The organism is Aeromonas sp. R2-1 (assembly GCF_040908425.1).
GTDB lineage: Bacteria > Pseudomonadota > Gammaproteobacteria > Enterobacterales > Aeromonadaceae > Aeromonas > Aeromonas caviae.
In genome coordinates, this window is record NZ_JBFODR010000028.1 from 125949 (window position 1) to 148357 (window position 22409).

Annotated in this window: 16 protein-coding genes; 10 read left to right on the plus strand and 6 right to left on the minus strand. The window is 60.8% G+C overall.

What is annotated here, in order from left to right; genetic code table 11:
* Positions 1 to 46: 46 nt before the first annotated feature.
* Complete coding sequence (locus AB5Y80_RS09455; RefSeq protein WP_368172843.1) at positions 47 to 1369, minus strand: YjiH family protein; 1323 nt, start codon at positions 1367 to 1369, stop codon at positions 47 to 49.
* A gap of 407 nt (positions 1370 to 1776) precedes the next feature.
* Between AB5Y80_RS09455 and AB5Y80_RS09460 the strand changes: the two genes are divergently transcribed.
* From AB5Y80_RS09460 to AB5Y80_RS09490, 7 genes are all read left to right on the plus strand, one after another.
* Positions 1777 to 2847, plus strand: a complete 1071-nt coding sequence (locus AB5Y80_RS09460; protein WP_368172844.1) for a helix-turn-helix transcriptional regulator — start codon at positions 1777 to 1779, stop codon at positions 2845 to 2847.
* Between the two features lie 83 nt (positions 2848 to 2930).
* Positions 2931 to 3353, plus strand: a complete 423-nt coding sequence (locus AB5Y80_RS09465) for a CBS domain-containing protein (RefSeq protein WP_010674714.1) — start codon at positions 2931 to 2933, stop codon at positions 3351 to 3353.
* Between the two features lie 189 nt (positions 3354 to 3542).
* Entirely contained in the window at positions 3543 to 7442 is a 3900-nt protein-coding gene (hrpA, locus tag AB5Y80_RS09470; RefSeq protein ID WP_368172845.1) for an ATP-dependent RNA helicase HrpA, read from the plus strand.
* Positions 7443 to 7513: 71 nt separating this feature from the next.
* On the plus strand, positions 7514 to 8347 hold the full coding sequence (locus tag AB5Y80_RS09475; protein ID WP_324038019.1) for a hypothetical protein: 834 nt from the start codon (positions 7514 to 7516) through the stop codon (positions 8345 to 8347).
* A 163-nt stretch (positions 8348 to 8510) separates the two neighbouring features.
* Positions 8511 to 8798 (plus strand): 50S ribosomal protein L25, encoded by a 288-nt coding sequence (rplY, locus tag AB5Y80_RS09480; RefSeq protein WP_323921805.1) that lies wholly within the window; start codon positions 8511 to 8513, stop codon positions 8796 to 8798.
* Between the two features lie 204 nt (positions 8799 to 9002).
* Positions 9003 to 12173, plus strand: a complete 3171-nt coding sequence (locus tag AB5Y80_RS09485) for a response regulator (protein WP_368172846.1) — start codon at positions 9003 to 9005, stop codon at positions 12171 to 12173.
* Entirely contained in the window at positions 12170 to 13186 is a 1017-nt protein-coding gene (locus AB5Y80_RS09490; protein WP_103243135.1) for an HD domain-containing phosphohydrolase, read from the plus strand. Before AB5Y80_RS09485 ends, AB5Y80_RS09490 begins: the two co-directional genes overlap by 4 nt.
* Here AB5Y80_RS09490 and AB5Y80_RS09495 read toward each other — a convergent pair.
* The 4 genes from AB5Y80_RS09495 to AB5Y80_RS09510 all read right to left on the minus strand — a co-directional run bounded on the left by AB5Y80_RS09495 (position 13162) and on the right by AB5Y80_RS09510 (position 17495).
* Positions 13162 to 13806, minus strand: a complete 645-nt coding sequence (locus AB5Y80_RS09495) for an MBL fold metallo-hydrolase (protein ID WP_323941498.1) — start codon at positions 13804 to 13806, stop codon at positions 13162 to 13164. The two genes, AB5Y80_RS09490 and AB5Y80_RS09495, sit on opposite strands and share 25 nt — an antisense overlap.
* Positions 13800 to 14930, minus strand: a complete 1131-nt coding sequence (gene mnmH / locus AB5Y80_RS09500) for a tRNA 2-selenouridine(34) synthase MnmH (RefSeq protein WP_368172847.1) — start codon at positions 14928 to 14930, stop codon at positions 13800 to 13802. Before mnmH ends, AB5Y80_RS09495 begins: the two co-directional genes overlap by 7 nt.
* Positions 14927 to 15964: a selenide, water dikinase SelD gene (gene selD / locus AB5Y80_RS09505; protein WP_368172848.1), complete on the minus strand. Its 1038-nt coding sequence runs from the start codon at positions 15962 to 15964 to the stop codon at positions 14927 to 14929. The genes mnmH and selD overlap by 4 nt, the downstream gene beginning before the upstream one ends.
* 346 nt (positions 15965 to 16310) lie before the next feature.
* Positions 16311 to 17495 carry an acyltransferase family protein gene (locus tag AB5Y80_RS09510; RefSeq protein WP_368172849.1) on the minus strand — a complete coding sequence of 395 codons (1185 nt, stop codon included), beginning with the start codon at positions 17493 to 17495 and terminating at the stop codon, positions 16311 to 16313.
* Between the two features lie 259 nt (positions 17496 to 17754).
* On the opposite strand from AB5Y80_RS09510, the gene AB5Y80_RS09515 reads away from it, so the two are divergent.
* The 3 genes from AB5Y80_RS09515 (at position 17755) to AB5Y80_RS09525 (ending at position 21121) form a co-directional block, all read left to right on the plus strand.
* The gene (locus AB5Y80_RS09515) at positions 17755 to 18399 is read left to right on the plus strand and encodes a glutathione S-transferase family protein (RefSeq protein WP_368172850.1); all 645 of its coding nucleotides are present in this window, start codon (positions 17755 to 17757) and stop codon (positions 18397 to 18399) included.
* A 212-nt stretch (positions 18400 to 18611) separates the two neighbouring features.
* Positions 18612 to 20588 carry an alkyl/aryl-sulfatase gene (locus AB5Y80_RS09520; protein ID WP_266142051.1) on the plus strand — a complete coding sequence of 659 codons (1977 nt, stop codon included), beginning with the start codon at positions 18612 to 18614 and terminating at the stop codon, positions 20586 to 20588.
* 131 nt (positions 20589 to 20719) lie between these two features.
* Entirely contained in the window at positions 20720 to 21121 is a 402-nt protein-coding gene (locus AB5Y80_RS09525) for a hypothetical protein (protein WP_223302553.1), read from the plus strand.
* Between the two features lie 85 nt (positions 21122 to 21206).
* Here the strand turns inward: AB5Y80_RS09525 and AB5Y80_RS09530 are convergent, their stop codons facing one another.
* Positions 21207 to 22400, minus strand: coding sequence for a class I SAM-dependent methyltransferase (locus tag AB5Y80_RS09530; RefSeq protein WP_039039155.1), 1194 nt, complete (start codon positions 22398 to 22400; stop codon positions 21207 to 21209).
* Positions 22401 to 22409: the final 9 nt, after the last annotated feature.

The window sequence follows — 22409 nt, forward strand, 5'->3', positions numbered from 1 at the left end:
TAAAAACAAAGCGCCTGATGGCGCTTTGTTTTTTTATGAGCCCTGGTCAACCGAGCCAGCCGAGGGCCAGTGCCAGCCTGCCGCACAAGGCGGCCAGCAGGATGCCAAGCAGGGTGCGCAGCAGCCAGATCACCACCAGCTGTCCCACGCTCACCGGGATCCGGGTGGCCAGGATGCAGGGGATGGAGGCAGAGAAGAAGAGCACCGAGCTGACCGAAACCACGGCCGCGACATAGCGCACCAGCAGGTCGGCATCCTTGAGCAGGATGGCGGGCAGGAACATCTCGGCCAGACCGGCAGAGAGGGCCTTGGCGGTGGCGAGCGGTTCGTCGAGATCCAGCAGCCAGGTCAGTGGCCAGAGCAGCCAGCCCAGCAGATCGAACAGGGGAGTGTGCTTTGCCAGCAGCAGGCCCAGCAGACCGACGGACAGTATGGTGGGCACCACGGCAGCGGCCATGTGAAGACCGTCCCTGAGGTTGTCCTTCAATTGCCGCAGCAGGGGATCAGCCTGGTGGGACTGGGTCAGGCCGCAGGTGAGGGCCGCCTGCCAGCGGCTCATGCCAGCCGGTAGCGGCTCGTCGGTCTCCCCATGGTGAGCCAGGCGGCTGATGGGAGGAACACGCGCCAGGATGGCGGTGATGACGAAAGTGATCACCAGGGTGGACCAGAAGTAGAAGTTCCAGTGTCCCATCAGGTTGAGGGTCTTGGCCACGATGATCATGAAGGCGGCCGAGACGGTGGAGAAGCCGGTGGCGATGATGACGGCTTCTCGCACCGTGTACTTGCCCGCGAGGAAGACCCTGTTGGTGATGAGCAGGCCCACCGAGTAGCTGCCGACGAAAGAGGCGACGGCATCGATGGCGGAGTGACCCGGCGTGCGCCACAGGGGGCGCATCACAGGTTGCATCAGCACCCCGATGAATTCCAGCAGGCCGAAACCGAGCAGGAAGGTCAGGGCCATGGCGCCGATAGGCACGATGAGACCCACAGACATGGCCAGTTTATCGAACAGGAAGGGGAGGTGATCCGGGGTCATCAACCAGGCAGGGCCCCAGTCTGTGACATACAAAATGGCCAGGGCCAGCCCGAGCAGCTTGAACAGGCTCAATACCCTGTCGATGGGACGGGCGCGCCAGCGGCCATCCAGCAAGGGGGTGATGGCGCCATAGGCGATGAGCAAGAGAATGAGGGTCAGGGCAAGGGGGCGCTGGGCAATCAGAAAGCCGGCCAGGTGATCCACCACTATGGTGCTGCGCCCGCCAAGCTCGAAGGGAACAAAAAAGATGGCGATGCCAAGCAGGCTGGCCAGCAGCAGCTTGATGCCGGCCCCTGATCCTGCCGGTGCAGTGAGCGTGTGTTCAGGTTCCATTTTCTCTCCTTGTGATCCGCATGGTTCAATTCCGTTGAGGGGATAATTTGTATATACAATATCGTCCAGCGCTCAAAATGGAAACACCAAAGTCACCAAAATGCAACATGTGAATCGGTGTGGATGCAGATGACCCCAAGACTGAAAAGCGTGATCTCGGGGAGAAAGAGGGGCCGGGATGGCGAGTGGGTGGTGAGGCATCAAGAGGCAAAACAGGGAGGAAAGCGACCAGCGCCAGGAAAAACATGAGCGGTTATTTACCCTTTTTGGCCATATTCATTCATGGGCCTATATTCATGACTATTTATGAATAAATCATAAACCCTTTGTTCATTTGACTACTTTTCGGCTATCCCATTGCAGAGTAAGATGCCTCTTCAATAAAAATAAGAATTAGGAGTTCGGGTGTGAAGGCATTAGAGAAAGAAAGGATATCGCCTTATATCAGCCAGTTATACGAGTGCGGTATTAATGATTCTGACATTAAGCTCGTCGTGGACCAATTTCGCGCCGACGTTTCCTGCAGTTCATCCCTGTTTTTATTGCGGGATGATGACAAGAGCGACGGAATAAAGCTTTTTTCCAGCGGTCTGACCGAGGCACAGCAGCAGTTTTACCTGCAACATCATCGCCAGGATGTGTGGTTCAACCATTATCTGGATAAAGGGTGCAAGGGGATCGTCAGCGCCAACAGCATTTCAAGCTCGGTGGGCCTGCTGGCAAGTTTCGGCGCCCAATTCGCCGCCGGCGGCGTCTGCCAGGTCAAAGGGCGTGGGCTGAGCAGCCTGTGCAGTTACCGTGGTGCAGCGCAAGATGATTTCAGCAGTCGCGACCTCAGCTCGCTCTCCGAAATCTATTCCGGACTGGCGGCCTGGAGCCACCATTATTGGAACCTGCTAGCCCTGGAAACCCAGAACTATCAGTTGCAACAGCTGGTGAAAAACTATAATAAGCCCAGCGCCATCATAGACGACAAGGGGCATATTCATTATTCCAATGTGGCCTTCAACCGTATCGCCGATGAAAATGTGGAATTGCGGGCCATCAATGGCATTTTCTCTTTGCAGAATAAGGAGCAGCAACGTCAGCTCAAGGAGATCCTCAATGGCTTTGCCTATTTGCTGCCCGGCGCCAGCGCCTATATGTCCATTCCCCGTCAGCCTAACCTGCGCCCGCTGCTGGTCCAATGCACCCTGATGAGCGGACTCAGCCGCTTTGAACGCTATGTGGAAGTGGTGCTGCGTGACCCCGAGCACGCCTTCAACCCCGACATCGAAGCGCTGGCCAGCCTCTATCCCCTCACCATCGGCGAGAAGGAGCTGCTGGTGCTGATGAGCAAGGGTTACAGCAGCAACGACATTGCGGAGCTGCGCGGTGTGAAGGTGGAAACCGTGCGCTCCACCCTGAAAGGGGTGTTCAAGAAGACCGACTGCCACAGCCAGAACGAGCTCTTGCTCTTGCTGCAATCCATCTCCTGATCCACGCGGACTATGCTTGGAGTGAGCCGGACATAGTGCCCGGCTCTTGCCTCCCCTCGGGAGGCTCGTTGGGGGAAAGCGTCATGGAATCACTCAAGGCAAAGGACTACATGCAGACCAAGCCCATCACCTTCAGCGCAGAGATGATGGTACAGGCGGCGGTGGAAAAATTTCTCAACAGTCATCAGTTGGGCGGCCCCGTAGTGGACAGCCAGGGACATCTGATTGGCTGGGTCTCCGAGCAGGATTGTATCGCCGTCATGCTCAAGGAGGCCTACCACTGTGAACAGGTGGCCCAGGTCAGGGATGTGATGCGCAAGGAGGTGCTGGCAGTCGGCCCCGACACCAGCATCCTGGATCTGGCGGAGATGATGATGGGTCAAAAGCCCAAGATCTATCCTGTGGTTGAGGAGGGGCGCCTGCTCGGGGTCATCAACCGCCACAATGTGATGCAGGCCATCCACGCCCAGCTTGGCACTTGTTTCGTGCATCAGGCCAGAGTCTGAGCGATATTGTCTGGTTGTTTTCAAAGAGCAGGCTCCGGCCTGCTCTTTTCATCCGTGACGGTCATGACGCCTCCGGCTTGATGTGCTGGCGCGGCGCTTTAAGGCTTGCACCGCCCAGCCTCGCTCTTTAGGATCTCCCCCAGCTATCGATATGGCCCTTGATGGGCACTCTTTTAAGGAATTCGTACCTTGTCTCTCTCTATCGAGGCGCTGCGCCGCCGTCTTACCGCCTGCATGAATCTCGACGCCCGCCGTCTCTCCAGTCGACTGCACGGGGTCAAGAAGCTGCCGGAAGCCAAGCAGGCTGCCGTGCTCGAGACCATCGCCGCTGACCTGGATGTGGCACTGGCGCGCTATCAGTCCCGTCTGGCGGGCGTGCCCAAGGTCACCTATCCGGCCAATCTGCCAGTCAGCCAGAAGCAGGGGGAGATCGCCAAAGCCATTGAAGAGCATCAAGTGGTGATCATCGCCGGGGAAACCGGTTCGGGCAAAACCACCCAGATCCCCAAGATCTGTCTGGCGCTCGGGCGTGGGGTGAAGGGCTTTATCGGCCACACCCAGCCACGCCGTCTGGCGGCCCGTACCGTGGCGGCCCGTATTGCCGAGGAGATGGAGTCCGAACTCGGCCACTACGTGGGTTACAAGGTGCGCTTTACCGATCAGGTGAGCGAGCAGACCCACATCAAGCTGATGACCGACGGTATCCTTCTGGCGGAGATCCAGAATGACCGGATGCTCACCCAGTACGACACCATCATCATCGATGAGGCCCACGAGCGCAGCCTCAACATCGACTTCATTCTGGGCTATCTCAAGCAACTGCTGCCCAAGCGCCCGGATCTGAAGGTGATCATCACCTCGGCCACCATCGACCCGCAACGTTTCTCCCGCCATTTCAACAAGGCGCCGGTGATCGAGGTCTCTGGCCGCACCTACCCGGTGGAGGTGCGCTACCGCCCGCTCGTCAGTGATAAAAGCGAAGGGCTGGAGGAGCGCGACGAACTGCAGGGGATCTTCGATGCGGTGGAAGAGCTGGCACGCGAGGGGCTCGGGGACATCCTCATCTTCATGAACGGCGAGCGGGAGATCCGCGATACCGCCGATGCCCTGCGCAAGCTCAACCTGCGGGATACCGAGGTGCTGCCGCTCTACGCCCGCCTCTCCAACGCCGAGCAGAACAAGGTGTTCCAGCAACATGCCGGGCGGCGCATCGTGCTGGCCACCAACGTGGCGGAGACCTCGCTGACGGTGCCGGGCATTCGCTACGTCATCGATCCGGGCACCGCCCGCATCAGCCGCTACTCCTGGCGCACCAAGGTGCAGCGCCTGCCCATCGAGCCGGTCTCCCAGGCCAGCGCCAACCAGCGTAAAGGGCGCTGTGGCCGGGTGGCGGACGGTATCTGTATCCGCCTCTACTCTGAGGAGGATTTCAACGGCCGTCCGGCCTTTACCGACCCCGAGATCCTGCGCACCAACCTGGCATCGGTCATCCTGCAGATGCTGGCGCTCGGCCTTGGCAATATGGAGGCGTTCCCCTTCGTCGAGCCACCCGAGTCGCGCCATATCAAGGACGGCCTGACCCTCTTGAAAGAGCTGGAGGCGGTGCGCGAGCTGCCCGCCACCGGCAATCACGAAGCCAAACTGCAACTGACCGAGATCGGTCGCCAGCTCTCGCGCATCCCCCTTGATCCGCGTCTGGCCAAGATGGTGATCAGCGCAGCGCAAACCGGCTGTTTGAGCGAGGTGATGGTGATCACCGCCGCCCTCAGCATTCAGGATCCCCGCGAGCGGCCCATGGAGAAAAAGCAGGCCGCCGACGAGCAGCACAGACGCTTTGAAGACAAGGATTCCGACTTCCTCGCTTTTGTTAACCTCTGGAACTATCTGAAAGAGCAGCAGGATCTCCTTGGCAGCAACCCGTTTCGCCGCATGTGCCAGAAGGAGTTTCTCTCCTACCTGCGGGTGCGCGAGTGGCAGGACATTCACTTCCAACTGCGCCAGACGGTCAAAGAGCTGGGCTTCAAGGCCAACCAGGAACCGGCAGACTTCAAGACGGTGCACTGCGCCCTGCTGACCGGCCTCTTGAGCCATATCGGCAACAAGGATCTGGAAAAGCCCGAATTCCTCGGGGCCCGCAATGGCCGCTTCCACCTCTTCCCGGCCTCGGGTCTGTTCAAGAAGCCGCCCAAGTGGGTGATGGCCGCCGAGCTGGTGGAGACCTCGCGCCTCTACGCCCGCATCAACGCCAAGATTGAACCGGAGTGGGTGGAGCCGCTGGCGGGGCACCTCATCAAGCTGCACCACAGCGACCCTCACTGGTCGAAGAAAAACGGTGCCGTGATGGTCAAGGAGAAGGTGACCCTCTATGGTCTGACTTTAGTCAACGAGCGCACCATCAACTTCAGCCGCATCGATCCGGCGCTGTGCCGCGAGCTCTTCATCCGCCGCGCCCTGGTGGAGGGGGATTTCGAGACCCGCCACCGTTTCTTCAGCGATAACCGCAAGCTCCTGGCCGAGGTGGAGGCGCTGGAGCACAAGTCGCGGCGCCGCGACATCCTGGTGGATGACGAGGACTTGTTCCGCTTCTACGACGCCCGTCTGCCGGAGGAGGTCATCTCCGCCCGGCATTTTGACAAGTGGTGGAAGGAGGCGCAGAAGCAGGATCTCGAGCTGCTCAACTTCGAGAAAGAGATGCTGATGAAGGGGGACGCGGCCCACATCAGCGATCTCGACTACCCCAACTTCTGGCAGCAGGGGCGCCTCAAGCTGAAATTGACCTACCAGTTTGAGCCGGGGGAGGCCGCCGATGGCGTGACCCTGCATATTCCGCTGCCGCTCCTGAATCAGGTGGAGGTGAAGGGGTTCGAGTGGTTGATCCCCGGGCTGCGTCACGAGTTGTTGGTGGCCCTCATCAAGTCGATGCCAAAGCCGATGCGCAAGAACTTCGTGCCGGCCCCCAATTATGCCGATGCGCTGCTCGCCAGCATCAACCCTGAACAGGGGCCGCTCTTGGACGAGATGGAGCGTCAGCTGCGCCGCATGACCGGTGTGACCGTGCCCCGTGAATCCTGGGACTGGTCTGCGGTGCCCGATCACCTGAAACTCACCTTCCGGGTGGTGGACGACAAGCACAAGAAGGTGGCGGAAGGCAAGGATCTGGAGGCATTGAAAGAGTCGCTGCGCGGCAAGGTGCAGGAGACCCTGTCGCAAGTGGCAGACGACGATATCGAGCAGTCTGGCCTCACCCTGTGGAGCTTTGGCGAGCTGCCCCAGGAGTACAGTCAGAAGCGGGGCGGTTTCGAGGTGAAAGCCTATCCGGCCCTGGTGGATCAGAAGGATTCGGTCGCCATCCAGCTGGTGGAAAGTCCTGTGGTGCAGCAGCAGCTGATGTGGGCTGGCCAGCGTCGGCTGGTGCTGCTCAACGTGCCATCTCCCATCAAGTACCTGCAGGAAAAGCTGCCCAACAAGGCCAAGCTCGGGCTCTATTTCAACCCGTTTGGCAAGGTGGCCGAGCTGATTGACGACTGCATCGCCTGTGGCTGTGACAAGCTGATTGAGCAGCACGGCGGCATGGCGTGGGACGAAGCCGGCTTTGAGGCGCTCAAGGAGTATGTCCGCGCCGAGCTCAACGATGCGGTGGTGGAGGTGGCAAGCCAAGTGGAAGCCGTGCTGACGCTATCCCACGAGATCAAGAAGCGGCTCAAGGGCAAGATGCAGCTCGACACCGCCTTTGCCATGTCCGACATCCAGCAGCAGCTCGGCAACCTCATCCACAAGGGCTTTGTCACCGAGACCGGCTGGCAGCGGCTGCCTGACTTGCTGCGCTACCTGCGGGCCATCGAGCGGCGTCTCGAGAAGCTGGCCATCGATCCCAACCGGGACAGGGTCTACATGCTCAAGGTGCACAGCGTGGAGTCGGAGTACAAGGCGCTGCTGGCCAAGATCCCGAAATCCCAGCCGATCCCCCCCGAGGTGGCCAATATTCGCTGGATGATCGAGGAGCTGCGAGTCTCCTTCTTCGCCCAGCAACTGGGGACGCCATACCCTATCTCGGATAAACGGGTGCAGAGCGCCATTGCCCAGTGCTAAGCTGCTATCTATCTGTTTTCTGAGCCATAGTGTGAAAGCAACGAGACGCCAAAGGGAAGGGAGGCCGTCATATGCTGGGGATCTGGTTGGGGGTGGCACTGGTCAACATCAGCGGGTATCAACCCATTGCGGAACAAACCTGGGTGCAGCTCAACCCGGAGTACTATCCGGTGCAGCGCCCCGTGCCGCCCATTTTTGCGGCCTGGCGGGGCAATCAGTTTCCCCCTCTTGAACAGAGAAAGAAGAACGGCCGTTGGCAGATCCTCTTTCCTGCCCGGCTGGTGCCCCCCTTCGATCTGTTCGAAGGGGAGGCCCAGCTCTCCAAGGCTTACCTGGCCAGGCTAAAGCGCATCGATGAGATGGCCTATGGCATGGCGCCCCACCAATCAGTACCGCACACCGCCTCCTCGGCCCCCTCGTTCGAAGTCCCGGGCGCAGTCGCCTTTGTCGCCGAGTTCTCCCTGCCCCGGGATAGGAAAGCGCGGATGCCCCTGGGGGAGCCCTTGCTCGCACGGCTGGGGGGGCAGGGAGTCGCCATCCAGGCCTTGGCAAGACAGGGAGATGCACAGCCCATGGCCACCGCAGATTCTGCCCCTGAGCCGACGACCCTGACTCTTTCCGCCACGGCGGCAGGGGAGGCATCGCGGGTTTGTCACCAGGTGGCGGCGGGAGAGACCCTGTGGCGTATCGCAAGCCAACTTCAGTCAAAGGAGGCCGGCGGTTCGGATACTTACAGCTATCTGCTGGCGCTGGTACAGGAAAATCGTGACAGGATGGTCAAAGGGATCCGGGTGCAGGCCGGGCTGCGCCTCTATTGCCCCACAGCGCAGACCCTGGCGCAATTCGATGCCCTGAGCCCGGCCCAGCGACAGCAACAGTTTGCCCGTCTGGAGCAGGGGCGTTAGGGGATGGCGAGAGGCGTGGTGGAGTGCCTCTTGGCCAAAGAGGAGTGACGCGGGTTCTTTCCTTGTATCCCCTCCGGGCCCGTGCTAGTATTCGCGCTCGTTTTGCGAGGTGCTGACCGGTCGCAGTCAACACCATACATTCATCTTAAAAGAGATAATCACTATGTCTTTCGTATTCCAAGCTGATGTCCGTTCTGACCTGGGGAAAGGTGCGAGCCGCCGCCTGCGTCATGCTGACCTGGTTCCTGCCATCGTTTACGGTGCAGGCAAAGAAGCCGTGTCCGTTACCCTGGACCACAAAAAGTTGATCCTGGCCCAAGAGAAGCCGGAGTTCTACTCCTCCGAGCTGACCCTGGTCATCAACGGTGAAGAAGTCAAAGTGAACGTGAAGGCTATCCAGCGTCACCCGGTTCGCTACAAGCTGGTTCACCTGGATTTCGTTCGCGTCTAATCGACAACGAACTTTCCTGTGAAGAGGCCACCCAATCGGGTGGCCTCTTTGTTTTTACAGCATTTTTTCCGGGAAAATAAAATACTCAAACAGCACTATTGGTCTTTACTTGTAGGCATGATTGACAGCAGGACACGTGTTGTGGTGCTCTGATGTCCAAAAGGTACTCGAGTAAGTCCATTTTTCGGGGCGATGTTGACCGTTATGAAAGGAATCGTACGGACATATATCCTGCTGTTTTCACCTATTCTGCTGCTGGTCCTGGCGGGTGGTTATCTGCTTGGCAATGCACTGATCGAGCGCGAGCTCTATCGCGTTCGCAGCGATGAGAACACCTTCCTGGCGCTCGCCAGCGGCCGCCTTGACGGCGAGCTGGCGGTGCCGCTGCGCCATGTGCGCAGCATGTCGGAAGAACCCATCCTGCTCGAAGCGGCGGCTCGCAATGACCGTGAGACCCTGGCCGTCCAGTTCACCATCCTGCTGAACCGCAATCCCGACTATGCCCAGGTGCGTTGGCTTGCCCCGGATGGCATGGAGCGGGTGCGCATCGATCGTCAGGGTCAGCGTCTGTGGCGGGTAGCGGACGACCAGTTGCAGAACAAGGGGGATCGTTACTACTTTCGTGATGCCATGGCGCTGCCCTGGGAGCGGGTCTACGTCTCGCCGCTCGATCTCAACGTTGAACACGGGATGATCGATCGCCCCTTCAACCCCATGATCCGCATTGCCAAGCGTCTGCGCCTTGGGGGGCATGATCTTGGTTTGCTGCTTATCAACGTCCAGGCTGCCCGTATGCTCAAGGAGTTTGCCGACAGCAGCGGCAAGGCAGCCGATCACATCATGCTGTTCAATCAGGATGGATACTGGCTGCGCAGCCCGGACCCATCCCGGGAGTGGGGCTTCATGCTCGAGCGCCCGGATCTGACTCTGAAGCAGACTTCTCCCCAGGCCTGGCAGGCGTTCTGGGACGCATCAAACGGCCAGATGGAGTCTGCCGACGGACTCTGGAGCTGGACCACCCTGTACCCGGCACAGAATCATGATCAGCTGATCTGGAAAGCCGCGTCCCTGGTGCCGCACAGCGAGCTGCAGGCCATTCGCACTCATATCTGGGGGATCATCTTGGCCGCCAGCGCCGTGCTGCTGCTGTTGTTTGGTGCCGGTGTGGCTGCACTGGTGCGCAGCAGGCACAAGGAGCAACTGGCCCAGCAGGAAGCGGCCAGGTTGGCACAGGTCAAAGGTGATTTTATCGCCAACATGAGCCACGAGATCCGCACCCCCATGAACGCCATCATGGGGCTGACCTACCTGCTCGAACAGGGAGGGCTCGACGATGGTCAGCATGCCCTGGTGCGCAAAATCCACCAGGCCGGGCAGGCGCTGCTCGGGATCATCAACGACATCCTTGATTTCTCCAAGATTGAGTCGGGTCGGCTCGAGCTTGAGCGGGTGCCATTCAGTCTCGAAGAGGTGCTCGATCACGTGGCGGCCATCATGTCCACCTGCGTTGGCCAGAAGCACCTCGAACTGGTGGTGAGCAGTGCCCCCGAGCCGGTTTCCCATCTGATTGGGGACGCCCTGCGCCTCGAGCAGGTGTTGCTCAACCTGACCGGCAATGCTATCAAGTTTACCGAGCGCGGCGAGGTGGAGGTCAAGGTCTTGCTGGAAGCAGAGCAAGACGGCATGGCCACCTTGCTGTTTCGGGTGCGCGACACCGGGATCGGCATTCCCCCCGAGCAGCAGGCCAACATTTTCAATGCCTTCTCCCAGGCAGACTCCTCCACCAGTCGCCGCTTCGGGGGCACCGGGCTTGGTCTGACCATCAGTCGCCGCCTGGTGAACCTGATGGGTGGGGACATCGGCGTCACCAGCGAGCTTGGCAAGGGGAGCGAATTCTGGTTCCGCGTCCGGCTGGAGCAGGTAGAGCGGCCCGAGGCCTTGAACGAGCGTCTGCAGCACATCTCGCTGCTCATCGCCGACGACAATCAGGTGACCCGCGACGCCCTGTCGATGACGGTGGGTTCCCTCGGATGGCAGTCGCGGGTGGTGGAGTCCGGTGAGCAGGCGCTGCATCATCTGCTGCGCCAGGGGGAGCGTTTCGACGTGATCCTGCTCGACTGGATCATGCCGGGCATGGACGGGCTCGAGACCTGCCTGGCCATTCGCCGCGCCTTCGAGCAGCAGGAGCGTTCACCCATCATCATCATGGCGACCGCCTATTCCCAGGATGAACTGATGCACCGCCCCGGCTCGGAACAGGTGGACCTGGTGCTGCACAAACCTGTCACCGGCTCCAGTCTTTACAATGCGGTGGCGCGTCTCATCCACGAGAAGCGCGAGCATGTGGAGCCCCTTGAGAGTGGCCAGCGCCGTCTGCGCCTGCCGGGCGTGCACATACTGCTGGTGGATGACAGCGACATCAACCTGGAGGTGGCGACCCGCTTGTTGCAACGGGAGGGGGCCGAGGTGATCACCGCCATCGACGGGGAGCGAGCCCTGGCCTGCCTGGCAGATCCGGCACGGCGCATCGATCTGGTGCTCATGGATGTGCAGATGCCAGTGATGGATGGCTACGAGGCGACCCGTCGCCTGCGTCTGCTGCCGGGGCGGGAGGAGACTCCCGTGCTGGCTCTCACCGCCGGGGTATTCAAGGATCAGCGGGAGGCGGCGCTGGCCTCTGGCATGAACGACTTCATCGCCAAGCCGCTCGATGTGGAGCAGCTCATCGCGACCTTGCTGCGTTATCTGCCGGACGTTGTCCTGCCGCTCACCGTGAACGACGAACTACTCCCCCACGAGCCGGTGGCCGGCATCGATATCGATACCGGACTGCGCAACTGGGGTGAAGCCTCTATCTACCTCAAATACCTGCGGCGTTTTCGCGATGACTACATGACGGTCGGTACCGTGTTGCCGGGTTACATCGCCCAGCACGAGACCGATGCGGCCGCGAGTCTGACCCACAAGATCAAGGGGGTGGCGGGCAGCCTGTCGCTCACCGATGTGGCGCGTATCAGTGCCGAGTTGAACGAGGCCATCGAGCAGGGTGGCGACACCAGCCAGCTTATCGCCCCCTTCCTTGAGGCCCTGGAGCGGGCGCAACACTCCATCGATACCTATGCCGGGCGCGAGCCGGGCGCGGTCAGCTCCCCGCTGGCCCAGGGGGAGGCGCGGGAGGTCTGCCTGCACGCCCTGCATCAGGCCCTGGTGAGCGAGGATCTGGATCTGATTGAGCCGGCGCTGAGCCAGGCAAGGAGTCACTTGCCTTGCGAGCTGGTGAGCGAAATAAGTGCAGCCCTGGAGCTGTTCGATATCCCGTTCGCCACCCGCAAGCTGGAGGATTATCTGGAGGATCGGGAGGAACCTGCGCCATGAGTCGACCGCGCGTGTTGATCATCGACGACGAGCCGAGCAACCTCGGGTTGCTGCGGCAAATCCTCAAAGAGGAGTACAACCTCTTCTTTGCCAAAGGGGGAGAGGAGGGGTTGGCCGCCGTGGGGCGTCACGAGCCGGCACTTATCCTGCTGGACGTGCGCATGCCCGACATGGATGGTTACGAAGTGTGCCGCCGGCTCAAGGCCGATCCGGCTCACGCCGGGATCCCGGTGCTCTTTATCACCGCGAGCGACAACGCAGACAGCGAGAGCCAGGGGTTCGAGGCGGGCGGAGTGGATTATATCTACAAGCCGGTCTGTCCGAGCACGGTGCGTGCCCGGGTGCGCAATCATCTCTCCCTGGTGCGCCTCGATCAGCTCGAGTGCAGCTATCGCACTGCCATCGTCATGCTGAGTGAGGCGGGCCACTACAACGACACCGACACCGGGGTGCATATCTGGCGCATGGCCGCTTACGCCCGGGCCCTGGCTGATGCGGCGGGCTGGAGCCCGGAGCAGTCGGATCTGCTGGAGCTGGCGGCCCCCATGCACGACATGGGCAAGATTGGTATCCCCGATCACATCCTCAAGAAGCCCGGCCCCCTCACCGAGGAGGAGTGGGTCATCATGCGCAGTCACCCACGCATCGGTTACGAGATCCTGAGGCGATCCGATGCCCCCATTTTTCGCATGGCGGCGGAGATTGCCCTGCACCACCACGAGAAATGGGACGGCTCGGGCTATCCCGCCGGCGAGACCGGCGAGGGGATCCCCGAGGCGTCGCGGATAGTGGCCATCGCCGACGTCTTTGACGCCCTGAGCGTGCGTCGTCCCTACAAGGAGCCCTGGCCCCTGGACCGGGTGCTGGCCACCATGCGCGATGGCTCCGGCCAGCACTTCGATCCCCGGCTGCTCTCCCGTTTTCTCGAGATCATGCCGGAGATCTTGCGCCTCAAGGCGCAATGGGATGCCCGCGAGGAGCGGGGGGATTACCAGATGGGCTGTGTCAGATAGGGATTGCTGGCCCGTTCGTGACCAAAGGTGGAGCTCGGGCCATGGCCCGGAATAAAGACGATCTCATCCCCGAGCGGCAGCAGGGTCTCGGTGATCGACTTGATCAGCGTCCCGTGATCCCCGCGCGGGAAATCGGTGCGGCCTATGCTGCCGGCAAAGAGCACATCCCCCACCCATGCGAGGCGTTCTGCCTGGCAGAGCAGCACGATGTGGCCCGGAGTGTGGCCCGGGCAGAAATAGACCTCCAGCTCGCATTTGCCAACCTGTACCTTGTCACCCTGTTCGAGCCAGCTATCCGGTGTAAAGGCCGGAGTATGGGCAAAGCCGAACATCTGGCTCTGCTGGGGCAGCATGTCGAGCCAGAAGGCATCCTCCTTGTGGGGGCCGGTAATGGCGACACCGGTTCTCTCGCGCAGATCGGCGGCGGCGCCCACATGATCCAGATGGCCGTGGGTCAGCAGGATATGGGTGAGGGTCAGCCCCCGTTTGGCTATGGCGGCCAGCAGTTTGTCCGCCTCGCCGCCGGGATCGACGAGGGCAGCCTGGCGGGTCTCGTCACACCAGATAAGCGAACAATTCTGGGCGAACTGGGTGACCGGGATCACCTCGAACTTCAACATGTGGGACTCTCCTGAGGGGTCTGAAGGGGGGAACGTTCGGCGAAGAAGGCGAGGCAGGCTTCCTTGTCACCACGAAACAGGATCCGCTCGCGCTTGTTGTCCAGCTGATAGCGGTACATGGGGTCATAGTAGCGAGTCAGCAGCAGCTTGATCCAGACCAGATGGGCGCGGGTGTCCCCGCTTTGGGCCTGTTCCCTGAGGGCGGCCTGCAACAGCCCATCGAGTTCGCGATAATCCTTGTCACCGAGTCGGCGCTTGAGCCTGGCCATGGCGTCGGTGAGGTAGCCGGCAAACAGCGGCCAGCCTGCATCTGGCCCATGGAACTCCAGATAGCGCAGCCAGAGATCCTGCACGTAATCGGTGCGGATCTGCTCGGCCCGTGCCTCCTGCGGCACCTCCACCACCACCAGAGGAGCCCGGCACATGGCCTCATAGAGGTTGAGTGGCAGGGCGCAGCGACCGATGAGACGGCTCTCGTCTTCCAGTACAAACTGTGACTCTCCCCGGTTGCGACGCTGAAGCAGCTCGATGGCAAGCCGATTTTCGAAGTCGATGTTGCCGGGTTGCCCACCCGGCAGTTGGCCAAACGACGACCCCCTGTGACGGGCGTGCCCTTCCAGATCCACCGCCTGGGTGATGTGCGCCAGCATGTGGGTCTTGCCGGAGCCGGTCATGCCGGTCAGCACGGTCCAGTCGCACTCTGCACTGGCCTTCGCCTGGGTGTCGATGAGAAAGTGGCGCAGCGCCTTGTAGCCGCCCGCGACCCGGGGGCGGGTGACGCCAGCCTCGGCCAGCCACTGTTGTACGGTTTGCGAGCGCAGGCCGCCGCGAAAACAGTAGAGCAGGGCGTCGGGTTGCTGGCGCAACCTGGCCAGCCAGCCTTCCATGCGCGCGGCGCGCACCGCGCCACCTACCAGTTGATGGCCCAGGGCGATGGCTGCGGCCTGACCCTCCTGCTTGTAACAGGTACCGACCCGGGCACGCTCCTCGTCCGTCATCAGCGGCAGGCTGACGGCGGTGGGAAAGGCCCCTTCCTTGAACTCGACGGGGGCACGCAGATCGATGAGTGGAACCTCATCCAGAAAGATCCGGGCGTAATCCGTGGCCAGTGGCAGGGCACTCATTGGACAACCTCGATGAACTGGTTGCCGGTGCGGGCCTGCAACTGGCCGATGGGAGAGAGGGTCAGCCCTGCCTGTGCGGCAATGGCAAGGAGCTCGGCTTCACTTTCTTTACCGACGGCTACCAGCAGGCCGCCGCTGGTCTGCGGGTCGCACAGGATGTTGCGGGTGCGATCATCCATGGCGCCCAGCTTGTCACCATAGGAGTCGAAGTTGCGCAGGGTACCGCCCGGTACGCAGCCCTCACTCAGGTAGTAATCCACCTCGTCCAGCAGCGGCAGCGCCTTGAAGTCCAGACGGGCACTGACGCCGGAACCTTCGCACATCTCCAGCAGGTGGCCTGCCAGCCCAAAACCGGTCACGTCGGTCATGGCGTGCACGCCGGGTAAGGCGGCGAAGCGCTGGCCAATCTTGTTGAGGGTGCACATGGCATCCGGGGCCAGTTGTTCATGCTCGGGCTTGAGCTTGCCCTTCTTCTGGGCGGTGGTGAGGATGCCGATGCCAAGCGGCTTGGTCAGATAGAGGGTGTCGCCCACCAGGGCGGTGTCATTCTGCTTGATGGCGTCGAGTGGCACGATACCGGTCACCGCAAGACCGAAGATGGGCTCGGGGGCGTCGATGCTGTGGCCACCGGCGAGCGAGATACCCGCCTCGTGGCACACCTGGCGGCCGCCGTCGATCACCTGCTGGGCCACTTCAGGTGCGAGTATGTTGACGGGCCAGCCGAGGATGGCGATGGCGACGATGGGTTTGCCGCCCATGGCGTAGATGTCGCTGATGGCGTTGGTGGCGGCGATGCGACCGAAGGTAAAGGGATCATCGACGATGGGCATGAAGAAGTCGGTGGTGGAGACGATGCCCTGACCGTTGCCGATATCGACCACGGCGGCGTCATCTTTGCTGCTGTTGCCGACCACCAGGGTGGGGTCGTCAAAGCCCGGGATCTGGCTCTTCAAGATGGTGTCGAGCACCTTGGGGGATATTTTGCAACCGCAGCCAGCGCCGTGGCTGTATTGGGTCAGACGAATGGAAGACATGCTTTCCCCTTGTGTGGGCAGACTTGTGTGCCAATAACTGCTGCGGCGCCGTTAAATGTGCGCGCAAAAATAGGGTGGCCCTGGCGGCCTGTGAACACAGTGATGTCAGGCTGCCTGGCAGGACGGGAGGAGGGCAAGGATGCGCCGGCGAAGCCCCGCCGAGGACCACAGGACGGGCCATTATGCCACAGACGGCCCTCTTGATTCGAACTGGAATTCACACAAAGCGCAGGGGATTGTCGGGTTCAAAAAGAGCCGTACTCTTCGCCTTGCTCAGGCTAGTCCCACTTTGAGCCGCCCCGACGGCGTGCCGGTCTTGCATCGGGGCAGCATGTGGCGACGGAAACTAGCCGGCTTGCTCCATCACTGGTTGGGGAGCCTTGCCTAGTCGGCGCAGTCGCCGTTGCAGCGGCCGCTCCAGCAGGGTGTAGCTCAGCGCCGAGAGCCCGATCAGCACGGCGAGCATCAACAGGGTGGCCAGCACCCCCAGCAAGGGGTTGGTCTGGGCGTACCACCACGCGGTGAGCCCCGGCGCCAGAGAGTGGACAAGCTCGCAGCCGGTGAGCAACACCAGGGCGTGGAGCAGGTAGATGGAGTAGGAGAGATCCCCCAGCCAGTTGGTGAAGCGGTTGTCCAGGAGGCGCAGCAGCGGGCTCTGGCGATCGCCCTGGCAGGCGGCAATCCAGATCAGCAACACGTAGGCGCTGATCAGCAGCAGGGTCAGCTGCGGCGTCATGGTGAACTGCATCAGTGCGAAGGGGAGCAGAAAGGCGAGCAGCAGCGGCAGATCTTGCTGCATCATGGACCACTGGCGGGCAGCCTTCACCTTGGGCAGCAGCCAGAGGCCGAGCACGAATTCACTCACCCCGCGCCCGATGGCCAGCGCTCCGCTGGTGACATCCAGGGTACCCCGGCTGTGCACGATAAAGGCCAGTACCGTCAGGGCCAGCAAGGGGGCGAGGTTGCTCCAGCGGCTGCGGGTGACGGCGAGGGGAATGAGCAATGGAAACAGCAGATAACTTATCCACTCCACGCTGAGCGACCAGGCAGCGAAGTTCCAGGTCAATCCGTGATCGGTCACCACCTGCAGCAGCAGGAAGGCGCTTGGCAGTGCCTCGGCGGGGGTGAAGGGGGAACCAAAAGGAGGCATCCCCTCCCACTCCCACATCTTGAACAGGGGGCCGGCGTAGAAGCCAATCCCGTGGTGGGCCTTGTAGAGCTCCCAGCCCACCAGCAGCAGCAGGGTCACCAGGTAGAGGGGATACACCCGGGTCAGCCGCAGCCAGAGGAAGCGGCCATAACTTATGGTTCGGGGCGTGCGGGCGAAAGCCTCCCCGTAGACATGGGCCAGCACCAGCCCGCTCAAGATAAAGAAGAGATCGACCCAGAGGTAGCCGTTCTCGATGAGTTGGGTGTGGCCGGCGATCGACTCCATCCACTGGGGGAAGAGCAGCAAGCGGGCGTGGAACAGCACCACCATCAGGGCAGCGATGCCCCGCAGCGGCGTCAACAGCGGCAATGATTGATTCATGACGGGATCCTTGATGATGTTCAGCTTGGCCTGACATCGATTTTTGTTGTGGTGCCGCTCATCAACCCTGATGAGTCGGCTGCCCCGGCTTGGCGGCCACAGGCGGGATCACCCTACCTAAAAGAGAGCCATACGGGTGTGATTGCCGTCATGAATGGGCGTTTATCATCCCAAAACCAGCATGGGATAGGGACGCATCGAAAATAGAGAGGGGATCTAGACTAGGGAAGTCATCCCTCTGAGCGTCAGGAACATCCCCATGAAACTCTATGCCCACCCCTTTTCGTCCTACAGCCAGAAAGTGCTGATCGCCCTTTACGAGAATGCCACCCTGTTCGAGTACCGGAATCTCGAAGAGCCGGCGGCGAACGCCGAACTTGCCGCCCTCTGGCCACTCAAGCGCTTCCCGGTGTTGCTGGATGATGGTCGCTGCATCCTCGAGAGCAGCACCATCGTCGCCCATCTGCAGGCGCACCATCCGGGTCCCGTCAGCCTGATCCCGCCCGGCGATGCGGGTCTGGAGGTGCATATGCTGGATCGCGTCTTCGACAACTATGTGATGACGCCGATGCAAAAAGTGGTGCTGGATGCGCTGCGCCTGGCCGCGGATCGCGACCGCTATGGCGTAGCGGAGGCCCGCGAGATGCTCAATCAGATCTACCCCTGGCTTGATCAGCGACTGGAAGGACGCCACTGGATTGCCGGCGCAGACTTCACGCTGGCCGATTGCGCCGCCGCCCCCTCGCTCTTCTACGCCGACTGGGCCCACGAGATCCCGGCTGGCTATGGCCGTCTGCGTGCCTATCGCGCCCGTCTGCTGGGTCACCCCTCGGTCGTCCGGGTGGTGAACGAGGCGAGACCCTATCGCCACTACTTCCCCCTGGGGGCGCCGGCCCGTGATTGAATTGACATGAGCGGTCCTCATGGACTTGGTAGGGGTTGTTGGCGTCACTTTATGGCGAAAGCCCAGCACCATCGAGTGAAAAAGCGATAAGTTAATGTAAACAAAGGGTTGTCATTGGAACCCGGTTTACTATATTGGTTGAGCAGTTATCATTTCGTTACCAATTCGTATCGGTATGAACAATAAGCAGCTTAACAATCGAGGATCCAAGTATGAGACTGACCCTGATTGCCAAGAGTGTTGCATTGGCAGGTATGCTCGCCACTGTGGCCATGCCTGGCTTTGCTCAAGAGAGCCCCAAAGAGGCGACGGCGGCGACCAAAGCAGCCAATGACGCCCTTTACAAGCAGCTCCCTTTCTCCAACAAGACAGATTTCACCAATGCTCACAAAGGATTCATCGCCCCCTTGCCGGATGCGGTGATCAAGGGCGAGCAAGGCAATGTGATCTGGGATCCCACCAAATACGGCTTCATCAAGGAAGGGGAAAAGTCACCTGAGACGGTCAATCCCAGTCTTTGGCGCCAGGCCCAGTTGATCAATATCAGTGGCTTGTTTGAGGTGACCGACGGCATTTATCAGATCCGCAACCTCGATCTGTCCAACATGACCATCATCGAAGGCAAGGATGGCATCACCGTCGTCGATCCCTTGGTTTCCGCAGAGACGGCCAAGGTCGGCATGGAGCTCTACTACAAGCATCGCGGCAATAAACCGGTCAAGGCCGTGATCTATACCCACAGCCACGTCGACCACTATGGCGGTGTCAAAGGGGTAGTCAGTGAAGAGGACGTCAAGTCCGGCAAGGTCAAGGTCTATGCCCCCGAAGGCTTCATGGAGGCTGCTGTAGCCGAAAACATCATGGCAGGCAACGCCATGAGCCGTCGCGCCAGCTACATGTATGGCAACCTGCTGCCGCCTGATGCCAAGGGCCAGGTGGGCGCCGGGCTCGGTACTACCACGTCCGCCGGTACAGTGACCCTGATTGCACCAACGAATTACATCACCAAGACGGGCCAGAAAGAGAGTATCGATGGCCTGACCTATGAGTTCATGATGGCGCCGGGCTCCGAAGCACCGGCCGAGATGCTTTGGTATATCGAAGAGAAGAAGGCCATCTCTGCGGCTGAAGATGCCACCCATACCCTGCATAACACCTATTCCCTGCGCGGCGCCAAGATCCGCGAGCCATTGCCCTGGTCCAAATATCTGAATCAAGCTCTGACCATGTGGGGCGACAAGGCAGAGGTCATCTTCGCCCAGCACCACTGGCCAACCTGGGGGAATCAGGAGGTCACGACACTGCTCAAGTCCCAGCGCGACCTCTATCGCTACATCAACGATGAAACCCTGCGGATGATCAACCACGGCTATACCCGTGACGAAATCGCCGCCAACTTCAAACTGCCCGACAACCTGGCCAACACCTGGTCCAGCCGTGGCTACTATGGCTCCATCAGCCACAACGTCAAGGCGACCTATGTACTCTATCTGGGCTGGTTTGACGGTAACCCGGCTACCCTGGATGAGCTGCCGCCGGTAGAGGCCGCCAAGAAGTATGTCGATTACATGGGCGGTGCCGACCATATCCTGAAAAAAGCGAAAGAAGACTTCGCTCAGGGTAATTATCGCTGGGTCGCTCAGGTGACCAGCAAAGTGGTCTTTGCCGATCCGGATAACCAGGCGGCTCGCGCCCTGGAAGCCGATGCCCTCGAGCAGCTGGGTTATCAGGCAGAATCCGGCCCGTGGCGTAACTTCTACCTGACCGGTGCCAAGGAGCTGCGCGGTGGTGTCAAGCAGTTGGCTACCCCGAATACCGCCAGCCCGGATACGGTGCGTGCCATGTCACTGGATATGTTCTTTGACTATCTGGCTGTTCGCTTGAATGGCGAGAAGGCGGGTAATGCCCACGCGGTGCTGAACTTCGACTTCGGGGATCAAGGAGGGAAGTACAAGCTCGAGCTGGAAAATGGTGTGCTCAACAATACCGCCAATGCCCAGGACGAGAAGGCCGATGCGACCATCACGCTCTCGCGCGATGTGCTCAATAACTTGCTGCTCAAGCAGACCACCTTCGAACAGGCGGTGGCCGCAGGGGACATCAAGATCGACGGCAATGCCGATAAACTCAAGGAAGTGCTCAGCTATCTGGACAACTTCGAGTTCTGGTTCAACATCGTTACCCCATGATCAAGCCATTGGCTCGACTCCTGCTCTGTGCCCTGGTTCTGGGGACTTCCCCCACGACCAGGGCCTGTGGCTACGACATGGCTTGGGATAATCCCTTCCAGCTCAGTTGGCCTGGCTCGTTGGACATCGCAATGGCGACCTCGGCAGCCATCTCGACGGACAGGCTGAGCCCCATCCCCGCCATCATGGGCAAGGAGGGGTTTTCCCGCAGCTACCAGTGGCTCAATCAACTGAGAGCAAGTCTGAAAACAACTGGCATTCCGGGCAATGTGTCCATTCTGCTGGTGGATTCCGGGCTCTGGTCCAGGTTGAGGGGCAAACAGACACTATTGTTGCAGAGTCACACCCAGGGGCCCGTCGAGGGTGACAGGGTAGTGCTGCTGAGCGAGGCGGCAATTGATGCCTTGCTGGCAGGACGTCTCTCTGCCAGCGACGCCGTGGCGTTGGGAGTGATGCGGATCGATGAGGATGCTGGTGGTGTCTTGTTGCAACGGCTGGACCAGGCCCTTGCAAGGGAGATCGTCCGTCGTTGACACAACCGATAACGAAAAGGCCGCCTGTTGGGCGGCCTTTTTATTGGCGACATTCATGCAATGCAGATTGGTGTCGTCGCTAGGATCAGCGGGCGCGCACCACCAGCCCCTTGAGGTAGAAGCCTTCCGGATAGGCGGTGCCGATGGGGTGATCAGATGCCTGGGAGAGGAGCTCCAGGATCTGGGCGTCGCGACCGGCATCGAGGGCTGCATCGGCCACTATCTTCTGGAACAGGCTCTGCTCCATCAGGCCGGAGCAGGAGTAGGTCAAGAGCACGCCACCCGGCGCCAGCAGCTGGAACGCCAGCATGTTGATGTCCTTGTAGCCGCGGCAGGCGCCCAGCAGCTGGGCCTTGCTCTCGGCAAACTTGGGCGGGTCCAGCACGATGACATCGAACTTCTCGCCCTTTTCGCGATATTCGCGCAAGAGCTTGAAGACGTCGTGACGCACGAACTGGGTGTTGCTGGTATCGAGACCGTTCAGTTCGGCGTTCTGGCGGGCGATGTCCAGCGCATTCTGGGAGAGATCGACGTTGACTACCTCCTTGGCACCGCCCTGGAGGGCATAGACCCCGAAACCGCCGGTGTAGCAGAAGCAGTTGAGCACCCGCTTGCCTTCAGTGTATTTCGCTGCGGCAAGGCGGTTGTCCCGCTGATCCAGATAGAAACCCGTCTTGTGACCGTTACGAATATCTACCAGGATCTTGACGCCGCCATTCTCCTCGATGACCACGGGGTCGGTCGGGGTCTCGCCATGGATGACGCCGGTGCGCTCCTTCAGCCCTTCCTTCTTGCGCACGGCCACGTCGGAGCGCTCATAGATGCTGCACTCGGGGTAGAGGGTACGCAGGGCTTGCGTGATCAGCTCGCGCTGGAACTCGGCACCGGCGGAGAGGATCTGGCACACCAGGAAGTCGGCGTAGCGGTCGATGGTCAGGCCCGGCAGACCGTCGGATTCGGCGGCGCAGAGGCGATAGCCGGTGAGGCCCTGACGCTTGATGAGCCCGTCACGGGACTCCTGCGCATATTTGAGGCGACGGATGAAGAAGTCGAGATCGACGCTCTCATCCTTGTCGAAGGTCCAGACCCGGGCACGGATCTGGGAGCTGCCGGACCAGGCGCCACGGGCGAGCCATTTGCCGTCATGGGTGAAGATCTCGACGGTATCGCCGTCAACGGGGTTGCCCTGCACCCGCTCAATGCCCTTGGAGAAGATCCAGGGGTGGCGACGCAGCAGGGATTTTTCGCGGCCTTTGACGAGATAGATGGAAGCGCTCATGGGTAGTTG